General features: G+C 62.0%; 19 protein-coding genes. 10 read left to right on the top strand and 9 right to left on the bottom strand.

Translation table 11 applies throughout. The features are described 5' to 3' along the window. Window positions 1-84: 84 nt before the first annotated feature. Together M6D32_RS12795 and M6D32_RS12790 are read left to right on the top strand one after the other, a co-directional pair. Complete coding sequence (locus M6D32_RS12795; RefSeq protein ID WP_298256611.1) at window positions 85-489, top strand: DUF983 domain-containing protein; 405 nt, start codon at window positions 85-87, stop codon at window positions 487-489. Then, complete coding sequence (locus M6D32_RS12790) at window positions 486-1241, top strand: SURF1 family cytochrome oxidase biogenesis protein (RefSeq protein ID WP_298256609.1); 756 nt, start codon at window positions 486-488, stop codon at window positions 1239-1241. The genes M6D32_RS12795 and M6D32_RS12790 overlap by 4 nt, the downstream gene beginning before the upstream one ends. A gap of 45 nt (window positions 1242-1286) precedes the next feature. On the opposite strand, the gene M6D32_RS12785 is transcribed toward M6D32_RS12790, so the two are convergent. Both M6D32_RS12785 and M6D32_RS12780 read right to left on the bottom strand, forming a co-directional pair. Continuing rightward, the gene (locus tag M6D32_RS12785) at window positions 1287-1463 is read right to left on the bottom strand and encodes a hypothetical protein (protein ID WP_298256607.1); all 177 of its coding nucleotides are present in this window, start codon (window positions 1461-1463) and stop codon (window positions 1287-1289) included. A 71-nt stretch (window positions 1464-1534) separates the two neighbouring features. Then, window positions 1535-2062 carry an autoinducer binding domain-containing protein gene (locus tag M6D32_RS12780; protein WP_298256605.1) on the bottom strand — a complete coding sequence of 176 codons (528 nt, stop codon included), beginning with the start codon at window positions 2060-2062 and terminating at the stop codon, window positions 1535-1537. Window positions 2063-2395: 333 nt separating this feature from the next. Here M6D32_RS12780 and thrC point away from each other — a divergent pair, with 333 nt between their 5' ends. The 4 genes from thrC to M6D32_RS12760 all read left to right on the top strand — a co-directional run bounded on the left by thrC (window position 2396) and on the right by M6D32_RS12760 (window position 6635). Beyond that, window positions 2396-3805, top strand: a complete 1410-nt coding sequence (gene thrC / locus M6D32_RS12775; RefSeq protein ID WP_298256603.1) for a threonine synthase — start codon at window positions 2396-2398, stop codon at window positions 3803-3805. Window positions 3806-3848: 43 nt separating this feature from the next. Further along, window positions 3849-5138 (top strand): pitrilysin family protein, encoded by a 1290-nt coding sequence (locus tag M6D32_RS12770; protein WP_298256601.1) that lies wholly within the window; start codon window positions 3849-3851, stop codon window positions 5136-5138. Window positions 5139-5214: 76 nt separating this feature from the next. Beyond that, window positions 5215-5802: a GNAT family protein gene (locus tag M6D32_RS12765; RefSeq protein ID WP_298256599.1), complete on the top strand. Its 588-nt coding sequence runs from the start codon at window positions 5215-5217 to the stop codon at window positions 5800-5802. A gap of 188 nt (window positions 5803-5990) precedes the next feature. Beyond that, entirely contained in the window at window positions 5991-6635 is a 645-nt protein-coding gene (locus M6D32_RS12760) for a hypothetical protein (protein ID WP_298256597.1), read from the top strand. Between the two features lie 38 nt (window positions 6636-6673). Here M6D32_RS12760 and M6D32_RS12755 read toward each other — a convergent pair whose 3' ends face one another. The 5 genes from M6D32_RS12755 to M6D32_RS12735 all read right to left on the bottom strand — a co-directional run bounded on the left by M6D32_RS12755 (window position 6674) and on the right by M6D32_RS12735 (window position 9213). Next, the gene (locus tag M6D32_RS12755; protein ID WP_298256595.1) at window positions 6674-7159 is read right to left on the bottom strand and encodes an ATP F0F1 synthase subunit B; all 486 of its coding nucleotides are present in this window, start codon (window positions 7157-7159) and stop codon (window positions 6674-6676) included. Window positions 7160-7164: 5 nt separating this feature from the next. After that, window positions 7165-7731 carry a F0F1 ATP synthase subunit B gene (locus tag M6D32_RS12750; protein WP_298256593.1) on the bottom strand — a complete coding sequence of 189 codons (567 nt, stop codon included), beginning with the start codon at window positions 7729-7731 and terminating at the stop codon, window positions 7165-7167. A 28-nt stretch (window positions 7732-7759) separates the two neighbouring features. Continuing rightward, window positions 7760-7987 carry a F0F1 ATP synthase subunit C gene (locus M6D32_RS12745; protein WP_024510090.1) on the bottom strand — a complete coding sequence of 76 codons (228 nt, stop codon included), beginning with the start codon at window positions 7985-7987 and terminating at the stop codon, window positions 7760-7762. A 38-nt stretch (window positions 7988-8025) separates the two neighbouring features. Next, window positions 8026-8775, bottom strand: coding sequence for a F0F1 ATP synthase subunit A (locus tag M6D32_RS12740; protein WP_298256589.1), 750 nt, complete (start codon window positions 8773-8775; stop codon window positions 8026-8028). Window positions 8776-8841: 66 nt separating this feature from the next. After that, complete coding sequence (locus M6D32_RS12735; protein ID WP_298256587.1) at window positions 8842-9213, bottom strand: AtpZ/AtpI family protein; 372 nt, start codon at window positions 9211-9213, stop codon at window positions 8842-8844. Window positions 9214-9520: 307 nt separating this feature from the next. Here M6D32_RS12735 and M6D32_RS12730 point away from each other — a divergent pair, with 307 nt between their 5' ends. From M6D32_RS12730 to M6D32_RS12715, 4 genes are all read left to right on the top strand, one after another. Further along, window positions 9521-10141 (top strand): 2-hydroxychromene-2-carboxylate isomerase, encoded by a 621-nt coding sequence (locus tag M6D32_RS12730; protein ID WP_298256585.1) that lies wholly within the window; start codon window positions 9521-9523, stop codon window positions 10139-10141. A gap of 43 nt (window positions 10142-10184) precedes the next feature. Next, the gene (locus M6D32_RS12725; RefSeq protein ID WP_298256583.1) at window positions 10185-10715 is read left to right on the top strand and encodes a hypothetical protein; all 531 of its coding nucleotides are present in this window, start codon (window positions 10185-10187) and stop codon (window positions 10713-10715) included. Between the two features lie 201 nt (window positions 10716-10916). Then, complete coding sequence (locus M6D32_RS12720; RefSeq protein WP_298256581.1) at window positions 10917-11375, top strand: secondary thiamine-phosphate synthase enzyme YjbQ; 459 nt, start codon at window positions 10917-10919, stop codon at window positions 11373-11375. 275 nt (window positions 11376-11650) lie between these two features. Continuing rightward, window positions 11651-12316: a response regulator transcription factor gene (locus M6D32_RS12715; protein ID WP_298256579.1), complete on the top strand. Its 666-nt coding sequence runs from the start codon at window positions 11651-11653 to the stop codon at window positions 12314-12316. 338 nt (window positions 12317-12654) lie between these two features. On the opposite strand, the gene M6D32_RS12710 is transcribed toward M6D32_RS12715, so the two are convergent. Together M6D32_RS12710 and hemA are read right to left on the bottom strand one after the other, a co-directional pair. Next, window positions 12655-16176 carry a PAS domain-containing hybrid sensor histidine kinase/response regulator gene (locus tag M6D32_RS12710; protein WP_298256576.1) on the bottom strand — a complete coding sequence of 1174 codons (3522 nt, stop codon included), beginning with the start codon at window positions 16174-16176 and terminating at the stop codon, window positions 12655-12657. 145 nt (window positions 16177-16321) lie between these two features. Then, a complete protein-coding gene (gene hemA / locus M6D32_RS12705; RefSeq protein ID WP_298256574.1) occupies window positions 16322-17551 on the bottom strand; it encodes a 5-aminolevulinate synthase in 1230 nt (409 codons plus the stop codon). Between the last annotated feature and the right edge of the window lie 192 nt (window positions 17552-17743).

Below are 17743 nucleotides of genomic sequence, written 5' to 3'. Positions count from 1 at the left end.
TTTGTTTAGCGTGCGAAAGCCAGGGGTAATGTTTCTGCGAGTGATCCGCTGCCGAGGCCAACGTCGAGTGATAGGTTGAATCGCATGAACGCTTCGGCAAATTCGCAAACCAATACGCCGTCTCTGCTCCAGAGCGTGCTGCGCGGGCTTGCCTGCAAATGCCCGCGTTGCGGTCGGGGCAAACTGTTTGCGGGTTTTCTGTCGCTGCGAACAAGGTGCGAGGCTTGCGGACTGGACTACACGTTCATCGATACGGGCGATGGTCCCGCGATTTTCATCATCATGCTGGCCGGCGCGATCGTGGTGGCCTGCGCGCTGATTGTCGAGGTCAAGTATCAACCGCCATTCTGGCTACACGCAGTGCTTTGGCTGCCGCTGATTCTGGTGACCACGCTTCTACCGTTGCGTTCGATGAAGGCGCTCCTGATCGCACTGCAATTCCATCACAAGGCCGCGCCGGGCCGATTAATCGAACGCGGGCCGAAATGACCGTGGCCACGGCAAGGCAGCAATTCGGCTTCGGCCTTTTCACGTTGGGCATGTTGGCCGTCTTCATCGGCCTGGGTGTCTGGCAACTCGAGCGCCGGGTGGAAAAGCATGCGCTGATTGCGGTGCTGACGGAGCGGCTTGCCATCGAGCCGGTGCCGCTGCCCCCGCGATCGGCGTGGAACCAGCTGACGGCCCAAAAGGATGAATTTCGTCGTGTCCGGTTCAAGGCAACCTATGAAGCCGGGACGGATGCGATGGTTTATAGCTCGGGTTCGGCCATACGCGACGATATTTCCGGACCCGGCACGTGGGCCTTTGTTCCGGCGCGCCTGAGCGATGGCGACACCGTCGTGGTCAACGCCGGCTTCGTCCAGAACATGATGCAGGACCGAACCGTGCAGGACCGGGCGGTGTCGCACCTTGTGACCGGCAAGCCAGCGGATCTCACCGGTTATATTCGATTTCCTCAGAAGGCGGGAATGCTGACGCCTGCAGCCAATCCGGCCAAGCGGCTGTGGTTTACGCGCGATCACCTCGAGATGTCGCCGCTACTGGGCTGGGGCGACGTCGCGCCGTTCTATATCGATCTCGAGCAGCCCGTGCCGCCAAGCGGCATTCCTTTGCCCGGTCCGCTCCACGTCCACCTCAAGGACGATCACATGCAATACGCCATCACCTGGTTCGCGCTGGCGGGCGCTGTGCTGATTGCTTTCTTCGTGTGGTGGCGCGGGAAACGCCGCAACGCCGCCTGAGAGCCGGCAAACCTGCCGGTCTCCAACATCGATAAGCGAGTTCCGTCAGGACAGCTGCTTGTTTTCGCGGCCGACGACCGCCAGCTGGTCGGTCTGGACGGCTTCCAACCGCGCCATCATCAGGATGCCGGACACGAAAGCCAGGCCAAGGTCTTCGGCCTGCTCGATGGCGTCGTCGATGTTTTCGACCAGCACCCGCATCTTGCTATTTTCTCGGAACATCAGATATCCCCCTGGCTTCCTCGGACATTGGTCGGCGGCGCATAAAATCACCGTTCAAGTTTGCCGAATCATCACCACCATGAACCGGTTTGGTTAGACGACCGGAACAGGGCTCGCGAATGGCGGGCCGGCTGCAGCGCGCTCTTGGAGAAGGGGTCGAGGTGCAGGTGCTCGGTGGCGAGGCTGATGACGGCGCCGCCTTCGTCGTAATGCATCGGAATGCAATAACCGTCTCGCAGCCGGAATTCGGTGGCGTGGGTTATCACCAGGTGGGCGGCGGGATCGTTGTCCTTGTCGTAGCGCGCCTCCGACCATTCGAACGGCTGCACCGTCGAAGCGCCGAACCGCGGCACCGGATCGAGCGCGCTGAAATTTTCGCGCGTATACAGGTCGAACCACTCTGCCGGCCAGCCATTGGCGAGAGTCAGATCGGCAAGCGCCGTTTCCGGCGCCGGAAGACCGGCCATGATGTAGGCGTGGAATCCGCAGGCCTTGATTTCGGACTCGAACAACCTGACGACGCCGGGCGCATTCAGTCGCTCGACTGCATCCAAAAAATCGAGAGCTCGCCTACCCCACTGCAGGGCTGCGTCCGCCATCGTATCCCCTCAAGCCCCGCCAGAGATTGCAACCACACCGTGCTTGCGTCAAATTACGGATAGCTTGCGGGTACCGGCCCACGCCGCGTCAAGCACCGCCCCGATGACCGTGACCCAGCACCCGGCTGCCACTGCCGCGATGCGTGGAGCGACTGATATATCTGCGGCCCTGTCATGCTGCATATCCGTCCGGTATTGACGGGAAGGTTAAGGGAAGAAGCGGTTTCCACTTTCAGCCAAAACGCTTATGGTGGCGCCGCTTTGCTCCGAGCAAGGTGATTTTACATATAAGGGTCAAAGGTTTGATGGAGTGTCGGGCCTTTGGAGGGAATTTTGACGCGATACATTTCGACGCGGGGGGAGGCTCCCGTCCTGGGTTTCTGCGACGTGATGCTGGCCGGGCTTGCCCGCGACGGCGGCCTCTACGTGCCCGAGGCCTGGCCGCAGCTGGCGCCGGAGATGATCGCCGCATTTTTCGGCAAGCCCTATTGGGAAGTCGCCGTTGAAGTGATTCGTCCATTTTTGGGCGACGAGATTTCTGATGCCGATCTCGGCCGCATGGCCAATGAGGCCTACGCCACGTTTCGTCATCCCGCGGTGGTGCCGCTCGACCAGGTCGGCGCCAACCAGTTCCTGCTCGAGCTGTTTCACGGCCCGACGCTGGCGTTCAAGGATGTCGCGATGCAGTTGCTTTCGCGGCTGATGGATCACGTGCTGGCGAAGCGGGCCGAGCGCACCACGATCGTGGTGGCGACGTCGGGCGATACCGGCGGCGCCGCCGTCGATGCGTTCGCGGGCCTCGACAATGTCGACCTCATCGTCCTGTTTCCGCATGGCCGCATCTCGGATGTGCAGCGGCGGATGATGACCACCGTCGGCGCCAGCAACGTGCACGCCTTGGCGATCGAGGGCACTTTCGACGACTGCCAGGCGATCGTGAAGGAGTTGTTCAACGATCACGGCTTTCGCGACGCGGTCGCGCTGTCGGGGGTCAATTCCATCAACTGGGCGCGCATCGTGGCGCAGGTCGTGTATTACTTCACCTCGGCCACTGCTCTTGGAGCGCCGGCGCGCAGCGTCGATTTCACGGTGCCGACAGGCAATTTCGGCGACATCTTCGCAGGCTTTGTCGCCAAGCGCATGGGATTGCCGATCCGGTGGCTGCGCATCGCTTCCAACGTCAACGACATCCTGCCGCGCACGCTGAAGACCGGGATCTACGAAACCCGCGAAGTCCACGCATCATCGTCGCCCTCGATGGATATCCAGGTGTCGTCGAATTTCGAGCGCCTGCTGTTTGAGGCAAGCCACCGCGACGCCGCACTGGTTCGTCGGCTGATGGCCTCGCTCAAGCAATCGGGGCGCTTCGTCCTGCCGGATGCAGTGCTGGCCGCGGTGCGCGGTGAGTTTGACGCCGGACGCGCCGACGAAACGGAAACCAGCGCAGTCATTCGCACGGCCTGGCGTGAAGCGGGCGATCTGGTCGATCCTCATACCGCCGTGGCGCTGGCGGTTGCGGACCGCGACAGCCCGGACTCCGGGGTACCCAATATCGTGCTGTCGACTGCGCATGCCGCGAAGTTTCCCGATGCGGTGGAAGCGGCCTGCGGCGTGCGCCCGGAACTGCCGCCATGGCTGGAAGGTTTGATGACGAGGCCCGAGCGCGTCGAAACGATGAAAAACGACACGGCCGAAGTCGCGCGATTTGTCCGCTCGGTCAGCCGCGCCGTGTCCAGGGCCTGATGTCGTTGCCCGAATCCATTTCCACCGCCGGAGGAACTGCCAGATGAGCGTTGAAGTCACCAAGCTGCCGTCTGGCCTCACTGTCATCACCGATACCATGCCGCATCTTCAGACCGCTGCGCTCGGCGTATGGGCGGGCGTCGGCGGCCGCGACGAAAAGCCCGATGAACACGGCATCTCGCATCTGCTCGAACATATGGCGTTCAAGGGAACGACGCGGCGCACGTCGCGCGAGATCGTCGAGGAGATCGAAGCGGTCGGCGGCGATCTCAACGCCGGCACCTCGACGGAAACCACGGCTTATTACGCGCGCGTGATGAAGGCCGACGTGCCGCTGGCGCTCGACGTGCTGTCCGACATTCTCGCCAATCCTTCCTTCGTGCCCGACGAACTCGAGCGCGAGAAGAGCGTGATCGTGCAGGAAATCGGCGCGGCGCAGGATACGCCTGACGACGTCGTGTTCGAGCATCTCAACGAGCTGTGCTATCCGGATCAGCCGATGGGACGTTCGCTGCTGGGAACGGCGAAGACGTTGAAGTCGTTCAACCGTGACATGCTGCGTGGTTATCTTTCGACGCATTATCGCGGTCCCGACATGGTGGTCGCCGCCGCCGGCGCGGTCGATCACCGGCGGGTGGTGGATGAGGTGATGCAGCGTTTTGCAAGCTTCGACGGCACGCCGGCACCGAAGCCGGAGCCCGCGATGTTCGGCAAGGGAGGTTCGCGCGTGGTGCATCGCGAGCTTGAGCAGGCGCATCTGACGCTGGCGCTCGAGGGGGTTCCACAATCCGACCTCTCGCTGTTCTCGCTTCAGGTCTTTACCAACATTCTCGGCGGCGGAATGTCATCGCGCCTGTTTCAGGAGGTACGGGAGAAACGCGGACTCTGCTATTCGATCTACTCGTTCCACGCGCCCTATATGGATACCGGGTTTTTCGGTCTTTATACCGGCACCGACCCGGGCGATGCGCCGGAGATGATGGAAGTGATCGTCGATGTCATCAACGAGGCCGTTGAGACGCTGACGGAAGCAGAGATCGCCCGTGCCAAGGCCCAGATGAAAGCAGGACTGCTGATGGGCCTCGAAAGCTGCAGTTCGCGCGCAGAGCAATTGGCGCGGCATATCCTTGCCTATGGGCGGCCGCTGGCGGTCGAGGAACTGGTAGCGCGGATCGATGCGGTTAACGTGGAAACTGCGCGGAGCGCGGCGCGCGCGCTGTTGTCCCGCAGCCGGCCCGCGGTTGTCGCGCTCGGCAGCGGCAGGGGACTGGACACGGCGGTCGCTTTTGCGGAAGGATTGACGCAATCGAAGGCCAAGGAGCGACTTCATTGAAGGCCGGCGGGCAGTCAACGAACATGATCTTCGTCCGATCATGATTCCGGTTTGAAGCATCGGGGGAGTCTTGCGCATGGCCCTGTTTCGGTTGCCTTCGAACGTATCAGCGGCGCTCATTCCGCGCGGTCATGGCCTCTTGCTGCGTGCTCCCCAGATGTCGGATTTCCTGCAATGGGCGCACTTGCGGGAAATCAGCCGCGACTATCTCACGCCCTGGGAACCGATCTGGCCGTCCGATGACCTGACCCGATCGGGCTTCCGGCGGCGGCTGCGCCGATATGCCGAGGATATCGCCGCCGACAGGGCCTACCCCTTCATCGTCTTTCGCGAGGCCGATGGCGTCATGATCGGCGGCATCACACTCGCCAATGTCCGGCGTGGCATCGTCCAGGCCGGTACGATCGGCTATTGGGTCGGACAGCCCTATTCGCATCGCGGCTACATGACGATCGCATTGCGCGTGCTATTGCCGTCGCTATTCGGCGAGCTCAATTTGCACCGCATCGAAGCCGCCTGCATTCCGACCAACGCGCCCTCGATCCGGGTGCTGGAGAAGTGCGGCTTTACCCGCGAGGGCGTGGCGCGGCGCTACCTCTGCATCAACGGCGTCTGGCAGGATCACCTGCTATTCGGCTTGCTGCACGAGGATTTCCGCGGCTGACGGAGTGACGTTAATTTGACATTCGCTGCGGATGGTTGGAATCGGACCACTTGTTTCCAAATTGTGACGGACGCCTTGGGTTTGCCGCCATTGCGCTGTTATAAGCGCCGGGCCGTCGTTCGGCGGCGGATTTTATTGGGGATTTTCGACTGATGCGGCATGGGCGGATTTGGCAGGCGACGGCGGGCTTGGCAGGCCACAAGCGCACCGTGCTGGCATTTGCGGCCGCCGCGGCCTTGCTGACGGGATGCGGCGGCACCACTTTCAACAACCCCTTCAGCTCGACGGCAGTGCCGCAGGAAGATCTCCCGACCATCAGCGATCGCTTCGATCAGCTCTTCGGCGGGCGCGGAAAGGTTTCCGAAGTCGCGCCGGACGGCACGGAGGTCGACTGTCCTCCGGTGAGAATTCGCGCCGGCGCATCCACCTACGGGGTGGCGCCTCCCGGCAAGCAACCGGTGGCGAGCGAGTTGAATTTTCAGGCGACGATTACACGAACCGCGCGTGATTGCCGGCGCAGTGGCAATGGCCAGATTGCGGCACGGATCGGCATTCAGGGCCGCGTGATCGCCGGGCCTGCCGGCGCACCGGCGACGGTCGAGGTTCCGGTTCGTGTTGCGGTCGTGCAGACCGGCGTTCAGGAGAAGGTGCTGATGACGAAGGTGTACCGGACCACGGTCGCGATGAGCGAGGAAGGCGGCCTGTTCAGCCTGGTCGGTGAGGACCTAGTCTACAACATGCCGGCAAACCTCACGAGCGACTCCTTTGTCTTTTACGTCGGCTTCGACCCGCAGGCGATCACACCGCCGGCCAAACCGTCGCGACGCAGATAGCATCGGTTGTCAGGCGCAAAGAAAAAGCCGGCGCTAAATTAGTTCAGCTTTGCGCGAACCTCGGTAATTCCCCTGGCGAGGAGATCGTCGGCGACCCCGCCCTTCACCGTCTGCGACAGGATGGTGGAAGCCGCCGTCACCGCGGCATCGGCGGCCGCGGCGCGCACATCGGCGAGCGCCTGCGCTTCGGCAAGCGCGATCTTGCTCTCGGCCGTCTTGGTTCGCCGGGCCACAAAATCTTCCATCTTGACCTTGGCTTCGGAAGCGATCCGCTCGGCGTCGACCTTCGCAGTCGCGACGATATCCTGCGCTTCACGCTCGGCGCTGGAGCGCCGGGCCTTGTACTCTTCGAGCACGCTTGCCGCTTCCTGCTTGAGGCGGCGGGCGTCGTCGAGTTCGGCCTTGATGCGTTCGCTGCGGTGATCAAGCGCCGTCAGCACGGTGCGATGCGCGCCGACATAGGCAAATATGCCCATCAGGATGACGAAGCCAACGGCGACCCAGAATTCCGGTTCGGCGAACATCGAACTTATCCTTTCAGCGACGCATCAACGGCCTGTCCGACCGATGTGCCGTCGGGGACAACGCCGGTCAGCCGCTGGACGATCGCGGCGGCCGTATCGGTGGCGATGCCGCGCACGTTGCTCATCGCGGCCTGACGCGTCGAGGCGATGGCCTTCTCTGCATCCGCCAGCTTTTGCGACAGGCGCTCTTCCAGAGTTTTGCGCTCGGCTTCCGACTGTGCGTTCAGCTTCTCGCGGGTCTCCGCGCCGATCGCCTGAGCACGGGAACGGGCGGCGGCCAATTCGCTCTCATAGGCCTTGATCGCGCTGTCGGATTGCTCCTTCAGCTTCTGGGCTTCCGTCAGGTCGCCCTCGATCGTGTTCTGGCGGACGTCGATCACGCCCCTGACGCGCGGGAGCGCAATTCGTGAGACGATCAGATACAGTGCGACAAAGGCGATCGCCAGCGATACCAGCTGTGAAGCAAAGGTGCTCGTCTGGAACGGCGGAAACGGGCGCGCTCCGCCTTCGGCCTCGGTATGGGACGAGGTGCCGCCGGCCGGCCCCTTGGCCCCGCCATGACCTTCAGCCATGGGCTACTCCTTCAAGCCAGGGATGGCCTTACAGCGCGAACAGCAAGAGAAGCGCGATCAGCAGCGAGAAGATGCCGAGCGCTTCGGTCACCGCGAAGCCGAAAATCAGGTTGCCGAACTGGCCCTGAGCAGCCGAGGGGTTACGCACCGCAGCGGCGAGGTAGTTGCCGAAGATGATGCCCACGCCGGCGCCAGCGCCGCCCAGGCCCATGCAGGCAAGACCGGCACCAATGTACTTCGCAGCAATCGGATCCATGAAACGAACTCCTTCTTGAGGTTTGGTTGAGGGGCTACTTAGTGGCCCGGATGGATAGCGTCGTTGAGATAGATGACGGTGAGGATGGCGAAGACATAAGCCTGCAGGAGCGCAATCAGGAGCTCGAGTGCGGTCAGGGCGATCGTCAGCCCGAGCGGCAGGGTGGCGCCGAGCCAGCCAACAAAGCCGAAGGTGCCGAGCGTGACGATGAAGCTCGCGAACACCTTCAGTGTGATGTGACCGGCCAGCATGTTGGCGAACAGACGCACGCTGTGCGAGACCGGACGCACGAAAAACGAGAAGACCTCGATCGCCACGACCGCCGGCAGGATTGCGATCGGAACGCCCTTGGGCACGAAGATCTTCAGGAATTTCAGGCCGTTCTTGTAGAAGCCGTAGATGATGACCGTGAGGAACACGAGCAGCGCCAGGGCCGCCGTTACAACGATGTGGCTGGCGATCGTGAAGGTGTAGGGAATGATTCCGATGACGTTGGAGACCGCGAGCAGCATGAAGATCGAAAACACCAGCGGGAAGAACTTCATGCCTTCCTGTCCGGCGTTCGACCGTATGGTCGTGGCGACGAACTCGAAGCACAACTCGGCTATCGACTGGATGCGGCCTGGCACAAGGCGCTTCTGCGACACACCGCCGATCATCAGCAACGAGATGATCGCGACCGTGCCGAACATGTAAGCCGACGAATTGGTGAAGGCGATCTCTTGATGGCCGATGTGGCCGATCGTGAAGATCTTTTCGATATTGAATTGTTCGATCGGATCGATCATCCGCGCAGGGTCTCTAGTCTATCGCCGGCCACGCCGGCGTTCTCAAATTGGATCGTTCGGCTTTCCTTAACGGCCGCTCTTGTTTGGAGCAACACCTGCCGACCTGATCACGTTCACCACACCGGCCGTGAAGCCGAGCAGCACAAACACGATAAGCCCGAAGGGCGACGTCGAAAGCAGACGGTCGAAAGCCCAGCCAAGCAGCGCTCCGAGGCCAACGCCGGCGACCAGCTCCGATGAGAGGCGGAAACCCATTGCCATGGCTGACGCCCTGGCATTGCTGTCTCCACTTCCAGCTTCGGGTTGGTCAGTCCTGATGCCTCGGCTGTCCCGAAGTGCGGACAACCGGTGCTCCAGACTTCCGAGCCTTGCGGAAAGCGCGGCCTCGTCGGGGGACGATTTGCTTTCATCTTCGCGGTCATTCGTGCCTTGCGCCATGCTTAAGACCCGAAACGATGATGCGATGAATAAAAACGACGCCCCGTCACCCCTCAAAAGCCGCGCGGACCATACTGATCGCGTTTAATCAAGTCAAGATTGCGTCACAGCCATATATCAGTTTGATATTATTGTATTATTTGGCTTATCCCAAGCTGGATTGGGTACCCGGTCGCCGCACTGCAATAGGTGACTGGCGGATTGGCGATGAATCCGTGTCAGAAACCGTCTTGCATGGGCTTGGGCCGTCTGTTGGGATGATCGGCACCTCGCCCGAATCCAACAAGGCTTGTTGCTGGAACACCGCATGCCACGTCAGATCGATTATTATTTTTCGCTGCAATCCCCGTGGGCCTATATCGGTCATCGATTGTTTCGCGACGTCGTCGCCGCCCACAATCTCGACGTCAACCACAAGCCGGTGGTGCTGGTCGACCTGTTCTCGGAGACCGGGGGTCTGCCGCTGCTCAAGCGCCACCCGGTCCGGCAGCGCTACCGGATGGTGGAATTGCAGCGCTGGCGCGACAAACGCGGCCTGGAGTTCAAGGTTCAGCCGGCCAATTGGCCGTTCAACGCGCGGCTCGCCGACGGCGTTGTGATCGCCGCGATCGAAGCCGGCCACGATGTCGATCCATTCCTGCGCCGCGCCTTTGCAGGTATTTGGGAAGACGAACTCAATCTGGCCGATGCCGCAACGCTGGTTCGGCTCGCCGACGATTGCGGCCTGCCCGGCAAGACGCTGGTGGAGCGATCGGGAACCGACGAGATGGGTCAGAAGTACGAACAGAATCGTCAGGATGCGCTCACGGCGGACGTGTTTGGATCGCCGGCCTATGTGCTGGACGGCGAGGTCTTCTGGGGTCAGGATCGGATCGAACTGCTGGTGGACGCATTGAAATCGGGCCGCGCGCCCTATCGTTCGGTTTGAGGGCAGGGGCGATCAAGAGCAGATAAAGGCTGCGGAGTATCCCATGACCAGATCGGCATTTCCGGCACCGAGCATTGTCCTCGTGTCGCTTCTGGTCGCAGCGAGCAGCGCTGCGGCCGACCCCATGCCTGAAAACGAAAAAGGCCGCTATGCGATGTCGCAGGTAAGCGACGGCGTGGTCCGGCTCGACACGCGCACCGGCGCGGTTTCGAACTGCAACAACAATGGTACCGGCTGGGCCTGTTACGCCGTGCCCGACGAGCGCGCGGCGTATGACGCGGAGATCGGCCGGTTGCAGGCGGAGAACGAGAAATCCAGGGCGGAAATCGAAAAACTGAAAGCCGAACTGGCGTCGCGCGCGCCGACCGTCGAGGGCAAGACGGAGGAGGCGTTGCCGAAATCGGACTCGCTGAAAAAGGCTGAACCGAAGGCCGCGGAGAACCCGCGCAAGATCGAGATCCCGTTGCCCAGCGACCAGGACATGGATCGGGTGATGTCGTTTCTTGAACGTGCGTGGCAACGGTTGGTCGAGATGGCCAATCGCATGCAAAAAGACGTCAGCGGCAAGATTTGAGGCCGCGCCGATTCATGGCTGGCTCATCGTCAATTTCCCGGTCGGCGCTGTCGGCGGTTTCTGCTGGTACCGCCGATCTGAAGTCCCTGAAGTACGAGCGGCGAATTCGACCAGGGACTTCAGATCGATAAAGCGGTACCAGAATCGATAAGTTTGCTGGTGCCCATGACCTTCCGAAGTTCGTGAAAGGTGATTGCTGCGATGGAGCACGAACTTCGGAAGGTGGGCACTAGTTCGATCGTGTCGACGTTGCTCACGGTGCAGACTTCGGGCCGCGGTTTTGTCGATCTTTCCACTGACGTCGCGCAATTCGTCAAGGAGGCGAACGCGTTAGAGGGCCAGGTGACGCTGTTCATTCGTCATACCTCGGCCTCGCTGACGATTCAGGAAAATGCCGATCCGACCGTGCTTGTGGATCTGACCGCTGCGCTCGATCGCCTCGCGCCGGAGGATTTCGGATGGAGCCACGATACCGAAGGCCCCGACGACATGCCGGCGCACGTCAAGACGATGCTGACGGCTACCTCGCTGCAAATTCCGGTCGTGAAGAACCGCCTGATGCTTGGAACGTGGCAGGCGATCTACCTGATCGAGCATCGACTGCGCGCGCATCGCCGCGAGATTGTCTTGCAGTTCGCCGGGGCGGTCGGCCCGGAATAGACGTCGCGGGCAAAACCGGCCGCGAATTGGTCACGTCAACGTGAACTATGGTAAATTGCAACTTTGGGATCGAACGGGAACGCGCGCCCCTGTGGAAAGGGCCTTGCTATGCCGGAAGTCAGCGACATTGCCATTGCGACGCACAAGGACCGGAATTAACCGCCATTTCGGGTAGCGGCATTGATATCTTGCATGCGGTCCTTGGCCGCAGGACAATCGAGCCGCAAAACCGGCTATGCCGGTATCGTCCGCAAGTAACCCATTGCAAGCAATAGATGACCAGCGCCCCCGCCACCCGTCTCGTGATTGCCGACGACCACCCCCTGTTCCGCGACGCTTTGCGCCAGGCGGTGGGAAGCGTCGTGACATCGGCCAGGATCGATGAGGCCGGCAGTTTCGAAGAACTGACCGCGTTGCTCGATCAGGATCCCGATGTCGATCTTGTCCTGCTCGATCTCTCCATGCCCGGAATCTCCGGCTTCTCCGGGTTGATTTACCTGCGCGCGCAGTTCCCGGCCATTCCGGTCGTGATCGTCTCCGCCAGCGACGATGGCGGCACCATTCGCCAGTCGCTGGATTTCGGTGCTTCCGGGTTTATCCCGAAGCGGTTTGGCGTCGACACGTTGCGCGACGCGATCATGAAGGTGCTGGACGGCGATGTCTGGGTCCCGGCGGACACGGATCTGTCGTCGGCGACCGATCCGGAAATGGCGCGTCTGCGCGACCGCCTGGTGACGTTGACCCCGCAGCAGGTGCGCGTGCTGATGATGCTGTCGGAAGGCCTGCTCAACAAGCAGATTGCCTATGAGCTCGGCGTGTCGGAAGCGACCATCAAGGCGCACGTCTCCGCGATCCTGCAGAAGCTCGGCGTCGAAAGCCGGACGCAGGCCGTGATCGCCGCGGCCAAGATCTCCGGCGGCCAGTGGCGGCACGTGGAGTAGATTTGACATTCGCTAATCGCCAGCCGCAGATCGGAACGCGAATGTCAAATCTTAAACTCCAAGTGAATTCGATATTTGCTAGTGGTCTTTCGATTCTAACATTCGAAAATTGTCTGCCGCGAGAGGATACGAATGTTAGAATCGGACCACTAGTGCTCCGATTCCGAAGTTCGTATCATATCGCGGCTCCACGTTTACGAACTTCGGTATCAAAGGAGCACTAGCCAATTATGTGATTCTAGTGCGGTTTAGAATTTGAAGTTCCTATGACGAGGTTACTGCGAAACTGATAGGAACTTCAAATTCACCGCACTAGGCGCGCCGCCGCAACCGTAAAACTACTCCGCCGCGACCGTCTGTTGCGTGCGCCATTGACCCAGCAAGGCGCGCAAGGACGCCGGTTTCACCGGCTTGTTCAGCACCGCGATATTCTCCTCTCGCGCGGCGGCGCGGACATGCGGGCTGCGATCGGCTGTGATGAGAATGGCCGGAATCGTCTCGCCGAATTTCTTGCGGATATCGCGGATCGCGGCAATGCCGTTGCCGCGATCGAGATGATAGTCGACCAGAAGCCCGGTAAGCGGCTTGCCTGCGGCCTCGATCGCGTCGATCGCGGATTCGGGGTCGTTCACCGCGATCACCTGGGTGTCCCAACCTCCGAGCAGCGTTTTCATGCCGTCGAGGATGGCGGCGTCGTTTTCGATGCAGGTGATCAGCGCGCCCGACATCGGCGTCCGTGACAACGGCGTCGCGCTGGTGACGGCCGCTGTGTAGTTGACGGCTTCCGCGGTCGGCACCGTCACCGAAAATGTTGAACCGCCGCTCGTGACGGAGTCGAGGGCGATGCCATGACCGAGAACACGGGCAAGCCGTTCGACAATCGACAGGCCAAGCCCCAGGCCGCGGGCAATGCGCGCGCCCTGTTCGAGCCGGTGAAATTCCTTGAAGATCTCGCCGCGCTTGAGCACGGGAATGCCGACGCCGGTATCGTAGATGCCGATCCGCACGGTTTCGCCGCGGCGCCGGCAGCCGACCAGAACCCGGCCGCGCGGGGTGTATTTGATCGCGTTGGAGATCAGGTTCTGCAACAGCCGCCGCAGCAGCAGGCGGTCGGATTGCACGGGCAGCGAGCAGGACACAAAGGTCAGCTTCAGCCCCTTGGCGCGCGCGATCGGTGCGAATTCGATTTCAAGCGAGCGCATCAGGTCGCCGATCTTGAAACTCGTCACCGACGTCGTCATCGCGCCGGCATCCAGCCGCGAGATGTCCAGCAACGCCCCGAGGATTTCTTCGATCGCCTCCAATGAATCGTCGATGTTCTCGACAAGCCTTGAATCCTCGCCGCCGCTCTGGCGTTCGACGAGGCTTGTAACATAGAGCCGGGCCGCGTTCAGCGGCTGGAGAATGTCGTGGCTGGCGGCGGCCAGAAAGCGCGTTTTGGAAATGCTGGCGTCTTCGGCGGTGCTCTTGGCGAGCGCCAGTTCCGAGTTCAGCCGCGTCAGTTCCTCGGTGCGGTCGCGGACGCGCTTTTCCAGCGTGGCGTTGGCGCGCTCCAGCGCTTCGGCGGCTTCAAAGGACGGCGTGACGTCCGAGAAAGTGATGACCAGACCGCCGCCCGGCATCCGGTTGGAGCGGATCTCGATCACCATGTGCCGGTCGGGCAGGCGCTCGAGATAAGGTTCACCTTCGGCAATATAGGCCTTCAGCCGCTTCTCGACCAGAATGTCCTTGTCAGCCGACTCCGATGACCTGGGCGCCGCCGTAATCGCCGTGATATATTCAAGGATTTCGCGCAGCGGAATCCCGATCTGCACGAGATGCGGCGCCAGCCCCAAAACGTCTCCGAACTGGCGGTTCGAGCAGATCAATTGCAGGTCGGCGTCGAACACCGCGATGCCCTGGCGCACGTGATTGAGCGCGGTCTGCAGGATCTCGCGGTTGAAATGCAGCGCGGCGTGGGAGTCGTCGAGCAGCTTCAGCGCGGCCTTGGCCGAGACCGTGCGCTTGCGCAAGAGCAGCGACATTACGAGCCGCGAGGAGGCCGCGCCGATCGATGAGGCGATCAGGTGTTCGGCATGCTGCAGCAGCTCGAAATCTGCCGGCGCCGATGACGCGAGACGAATGTTTCGTGTCGCCGCAAAGGCTTCGAAGGAATCCTGGGCGCGATCGGGTCCCAGATACTGCGCGACCGTGCTTTGGATGTCCTGCACCGTGACCGTGGTCCGCCAGCGCCGGAAAGTCGGCGTCATCGGTTTCAATACGCTGGGGGCGAACAGGTCCGCCTGCATCCGTTCGATCGAGGACGGTTGGCGCGAGAGCGACAGCAGCACATAGCTGAGGATATTGAGCGAGAGCGACCACAGCACGCCATGGATGAGCTGCGGCAGATCGGAACCGAACAGCGCCTGCGGCCGCAGGGGGGTGATTCCGAGCGGGCCGTTTTGCAGCAATGCCAACCCGCCCGGCGAACTATCCAGGAAGCTCGGCAGGAACAGCGTGTACGCCCACACCGCAAAGCCGACCAGCATGCCGCCCATGGCGCCGCGCGCGGTCGCGCGCTGCCAGAACAGCCCGCCGAAAAAGGCCGGCGCGAGCTGAGCGATGGCCGCAAACGACAACAGCCCGATCGAGACGAGCTCGGCATGGCCCAGCGCGCGATAATAGCAATAGGCCATCGCCATGATGGCGAAGATCGCAAAGCGGCGGGCGCCGAGCAGGAAACGGCCGAAATCCTGCTGCCCATCGGGCGTTTCGCGGCGGCGCTGCAGCACCAGCGGCATGATGATGTCGTTCGAGACCATGACGGAAAGCGCGACGCATTCCACGATCACCATCGCGGTCGCGGCCGATAGACCCCCGACAAAGACGGCGAGGCTGAGGAGCGGCGCGTTACCTTCCAGTGGCAGCGCCAGCACGTACATGTCGGGATCGACCGCGCCAAACGGGAAGGTGATGAGGCCGGCGAGCGCGATCGGGATCACGAACAGGTTGATCGCCACGAGATAAAGCGGGAACAGCCAGCGCGCGCGGCCGACTTCCGATGGCGTGGAGTTCTCGACCACGCTGACATGAAACTGGCGCGGCAGCAGCATGATCGCGCAGAACGACAACAGGATCATGATCACGAAATTGCCGACCGACGGCACATATTCGATGGCGCGCACGGCTTCCGGCGTCTTCATCGCACGCTCGATCAGTTCGTGCGGCGAGAACATCCAGAAGGTGACGAAGGCTCCCGCGGCGATGAAAGCGACGAGCTTGACGATGGATTCGGACGCGATCGCCAGCATCAGCCCGTGCTGGTGTTCGGTCGCGTCGGTCTGCCGGGTTCCGAACAGCACCGCGAAGGCCGCCATCGTCACGGTCGCGATGAGCGCGATATCGCCGATCACCGGAATGGCGGCGACGGTCTGTTCGTCGTTCAGGATCGTCTCGAGCGAGGCAGCGACGGCCTTGAGCTGAAGCGCGATGTAGGGAACCGAGCCGATGATGGCGATCAGCGCCACCGTCGCGGCGACCGCCTGGCTCTTGCCATAGCGTGCGGCGATGAAGTCGGCGATCGAGGTGATGTTCTGCGCTTTGGCGAGCTGGATCACCCGGCGCAGAAGCGGCGTGCAGAATCCGATCATCAGGATCGGGCCGATATAGATCGCCAGGAAGTCGACGCTGGTGCGGGTGGCGAAGCCGACCGAGCCGAAGAAAGTCCAGGACGTGCAGTAGATCGCGAGCGACAGCGGATAGATCAGCGCGCTGGCGCGGCCGCGTTGCGCCGGCGCCGGGCGGTTGCCATAGCTTGCCACCAGGAACAGGAGGCCGATGTAGCCGAAGGCGGCTGCGATCACGCCCCAGTCATGCAGCATCGCTGCTCACTCCCTAAGGTTTCGGCGCGTTCCACGCCGTCGCTCGAGGCGATCGTTCAGGGAAGACTATAGACGGACTGGCCCGGCAAAGCACCGCGCATGATGGCCGCTGGGCCGCCGAGGGGGCTTCATCGGCGGATTAACGTTATTCCGCCGCCAGCGATTTCTGCTTGAGCGGCAGCCCAAGCTGGTCCCAGACCTGCAACAGGGCTTCGGCCAGCTGATCGATCAGCGCGTCCTCGTGGTAGGGCGAGGGCGTGATCCGCAGCCGTTCGGTGCCCTTGGCCACCGTCGGATAATTGATCGGCTGGATGTAGATGCCGTGTTCCTCCAGTAGCAGGTCCGACGCCCGCTTGCACTTTTCGGGATCGCCGACGAACAGCGGAACGATGTGGGTGTCGCTCGACATGACCGGCAGGCCCGCGGCGTTCAGGATCGCCTTGGTGCGGGCCGCGCGTTCCTGGTGGCGCTCACGCTCCCAGTTCGAGGCCTTCAGATGGCGGATTGCCGCGGTGGCGGCCGAGCAGATCGCCGGCGGCAGCGCGGTGGTGAAGATGAAGCCCGGCGCATAGGAGCGCACCGCATCGATGATTTGCGCCGAGGCCGCGATGTAGCCGCCGAGACAGCCGAACGCCTTGGCGAGCGTGCCCTCGATAATGTCGATGCGGTGCATGACGCCGTCGCGCTCGGCAACGCCGCCGCCGCGCGGGCCGTACATGCCGACCGCGTGCACTTCGTCGAGATAGGTCATCGCGCCATATTTCTCGGCGAGATCGCAGATTTTCAACAGCGGCGCGATATCGCCGTCCATCGAATAAAGGCTCTCGCAGACGATCAGCTTCGGCCGGTCGGGACCCGCCGCCCGCAGCAATTCCTCCAGATGCGCCATGTCGCTGTGGCGGAAGATCTGCCGTTCGCAGCCGGCCTGGCGAACGCCTTCGATCATCGAATTGTGGTTGAGCGCATCCGACAGGATCAGGCAGTTCGGAATGAGCTTGGCGATGGTCGAGATGCCGGTCTCGTTCGACACGTAGCCGGAAGTGAAGAGCAGCGCGCCTTCCTTGCCGTGCAGGTCGGCGAGTTCATGCTCGAGCTGTATCAGTGGATGATGGGTGCCGGCGATATTGCGCGTGCCGCCGGCCCCGGTGCCGACGCGGGTTGCGGTCTCGACCATCGCGCCGACCACCTTCGGATGCTGGCCCATGCCGAGATAGTCGTTGGAGCACCAGATCACGACGTTGCGCACGCCTTTCGGCGAATGCCAGACGGCGTGGGGAAAGCGGCCGGCCACGCGTTCAAGATCGGCGAAAACCCGGTATCGCCGTTCGTCATGGAGGCGATTGAGGGCGGTGCGGAAAAACTGGCTGTAATCCATCGCGGAACCTGGAACTTGGGCTGAGAACGAAAGTGAGAGCACCTTTTTAGAGGGTTTCTATAACCGCTGTCGAGCCGCAATCGAATGCCACCTTTGGCCAGAAGACCTTGATTTCCGTCACGTTTCGGTGCGCGTGTGGTTCGGCTTTGCCATGCACCGGCGTTAAGCCACGGCGCTTCCTCGAGCTTTTCC

The organism is Bradyrhizobium sp. (assembly GCF_027307225.1).
Classification (GTDB): Bacteria; Pseudomonadota; Alphaproteobacteria; order Rhizobiales; family Xanthobacteraceae; genus Bradyrhizobium.
The sequence above is the reverse complement of the archived record's forward strand: the minus strand, read 5'-3'. Positions and strand labels throughout refer to the sequence as shown.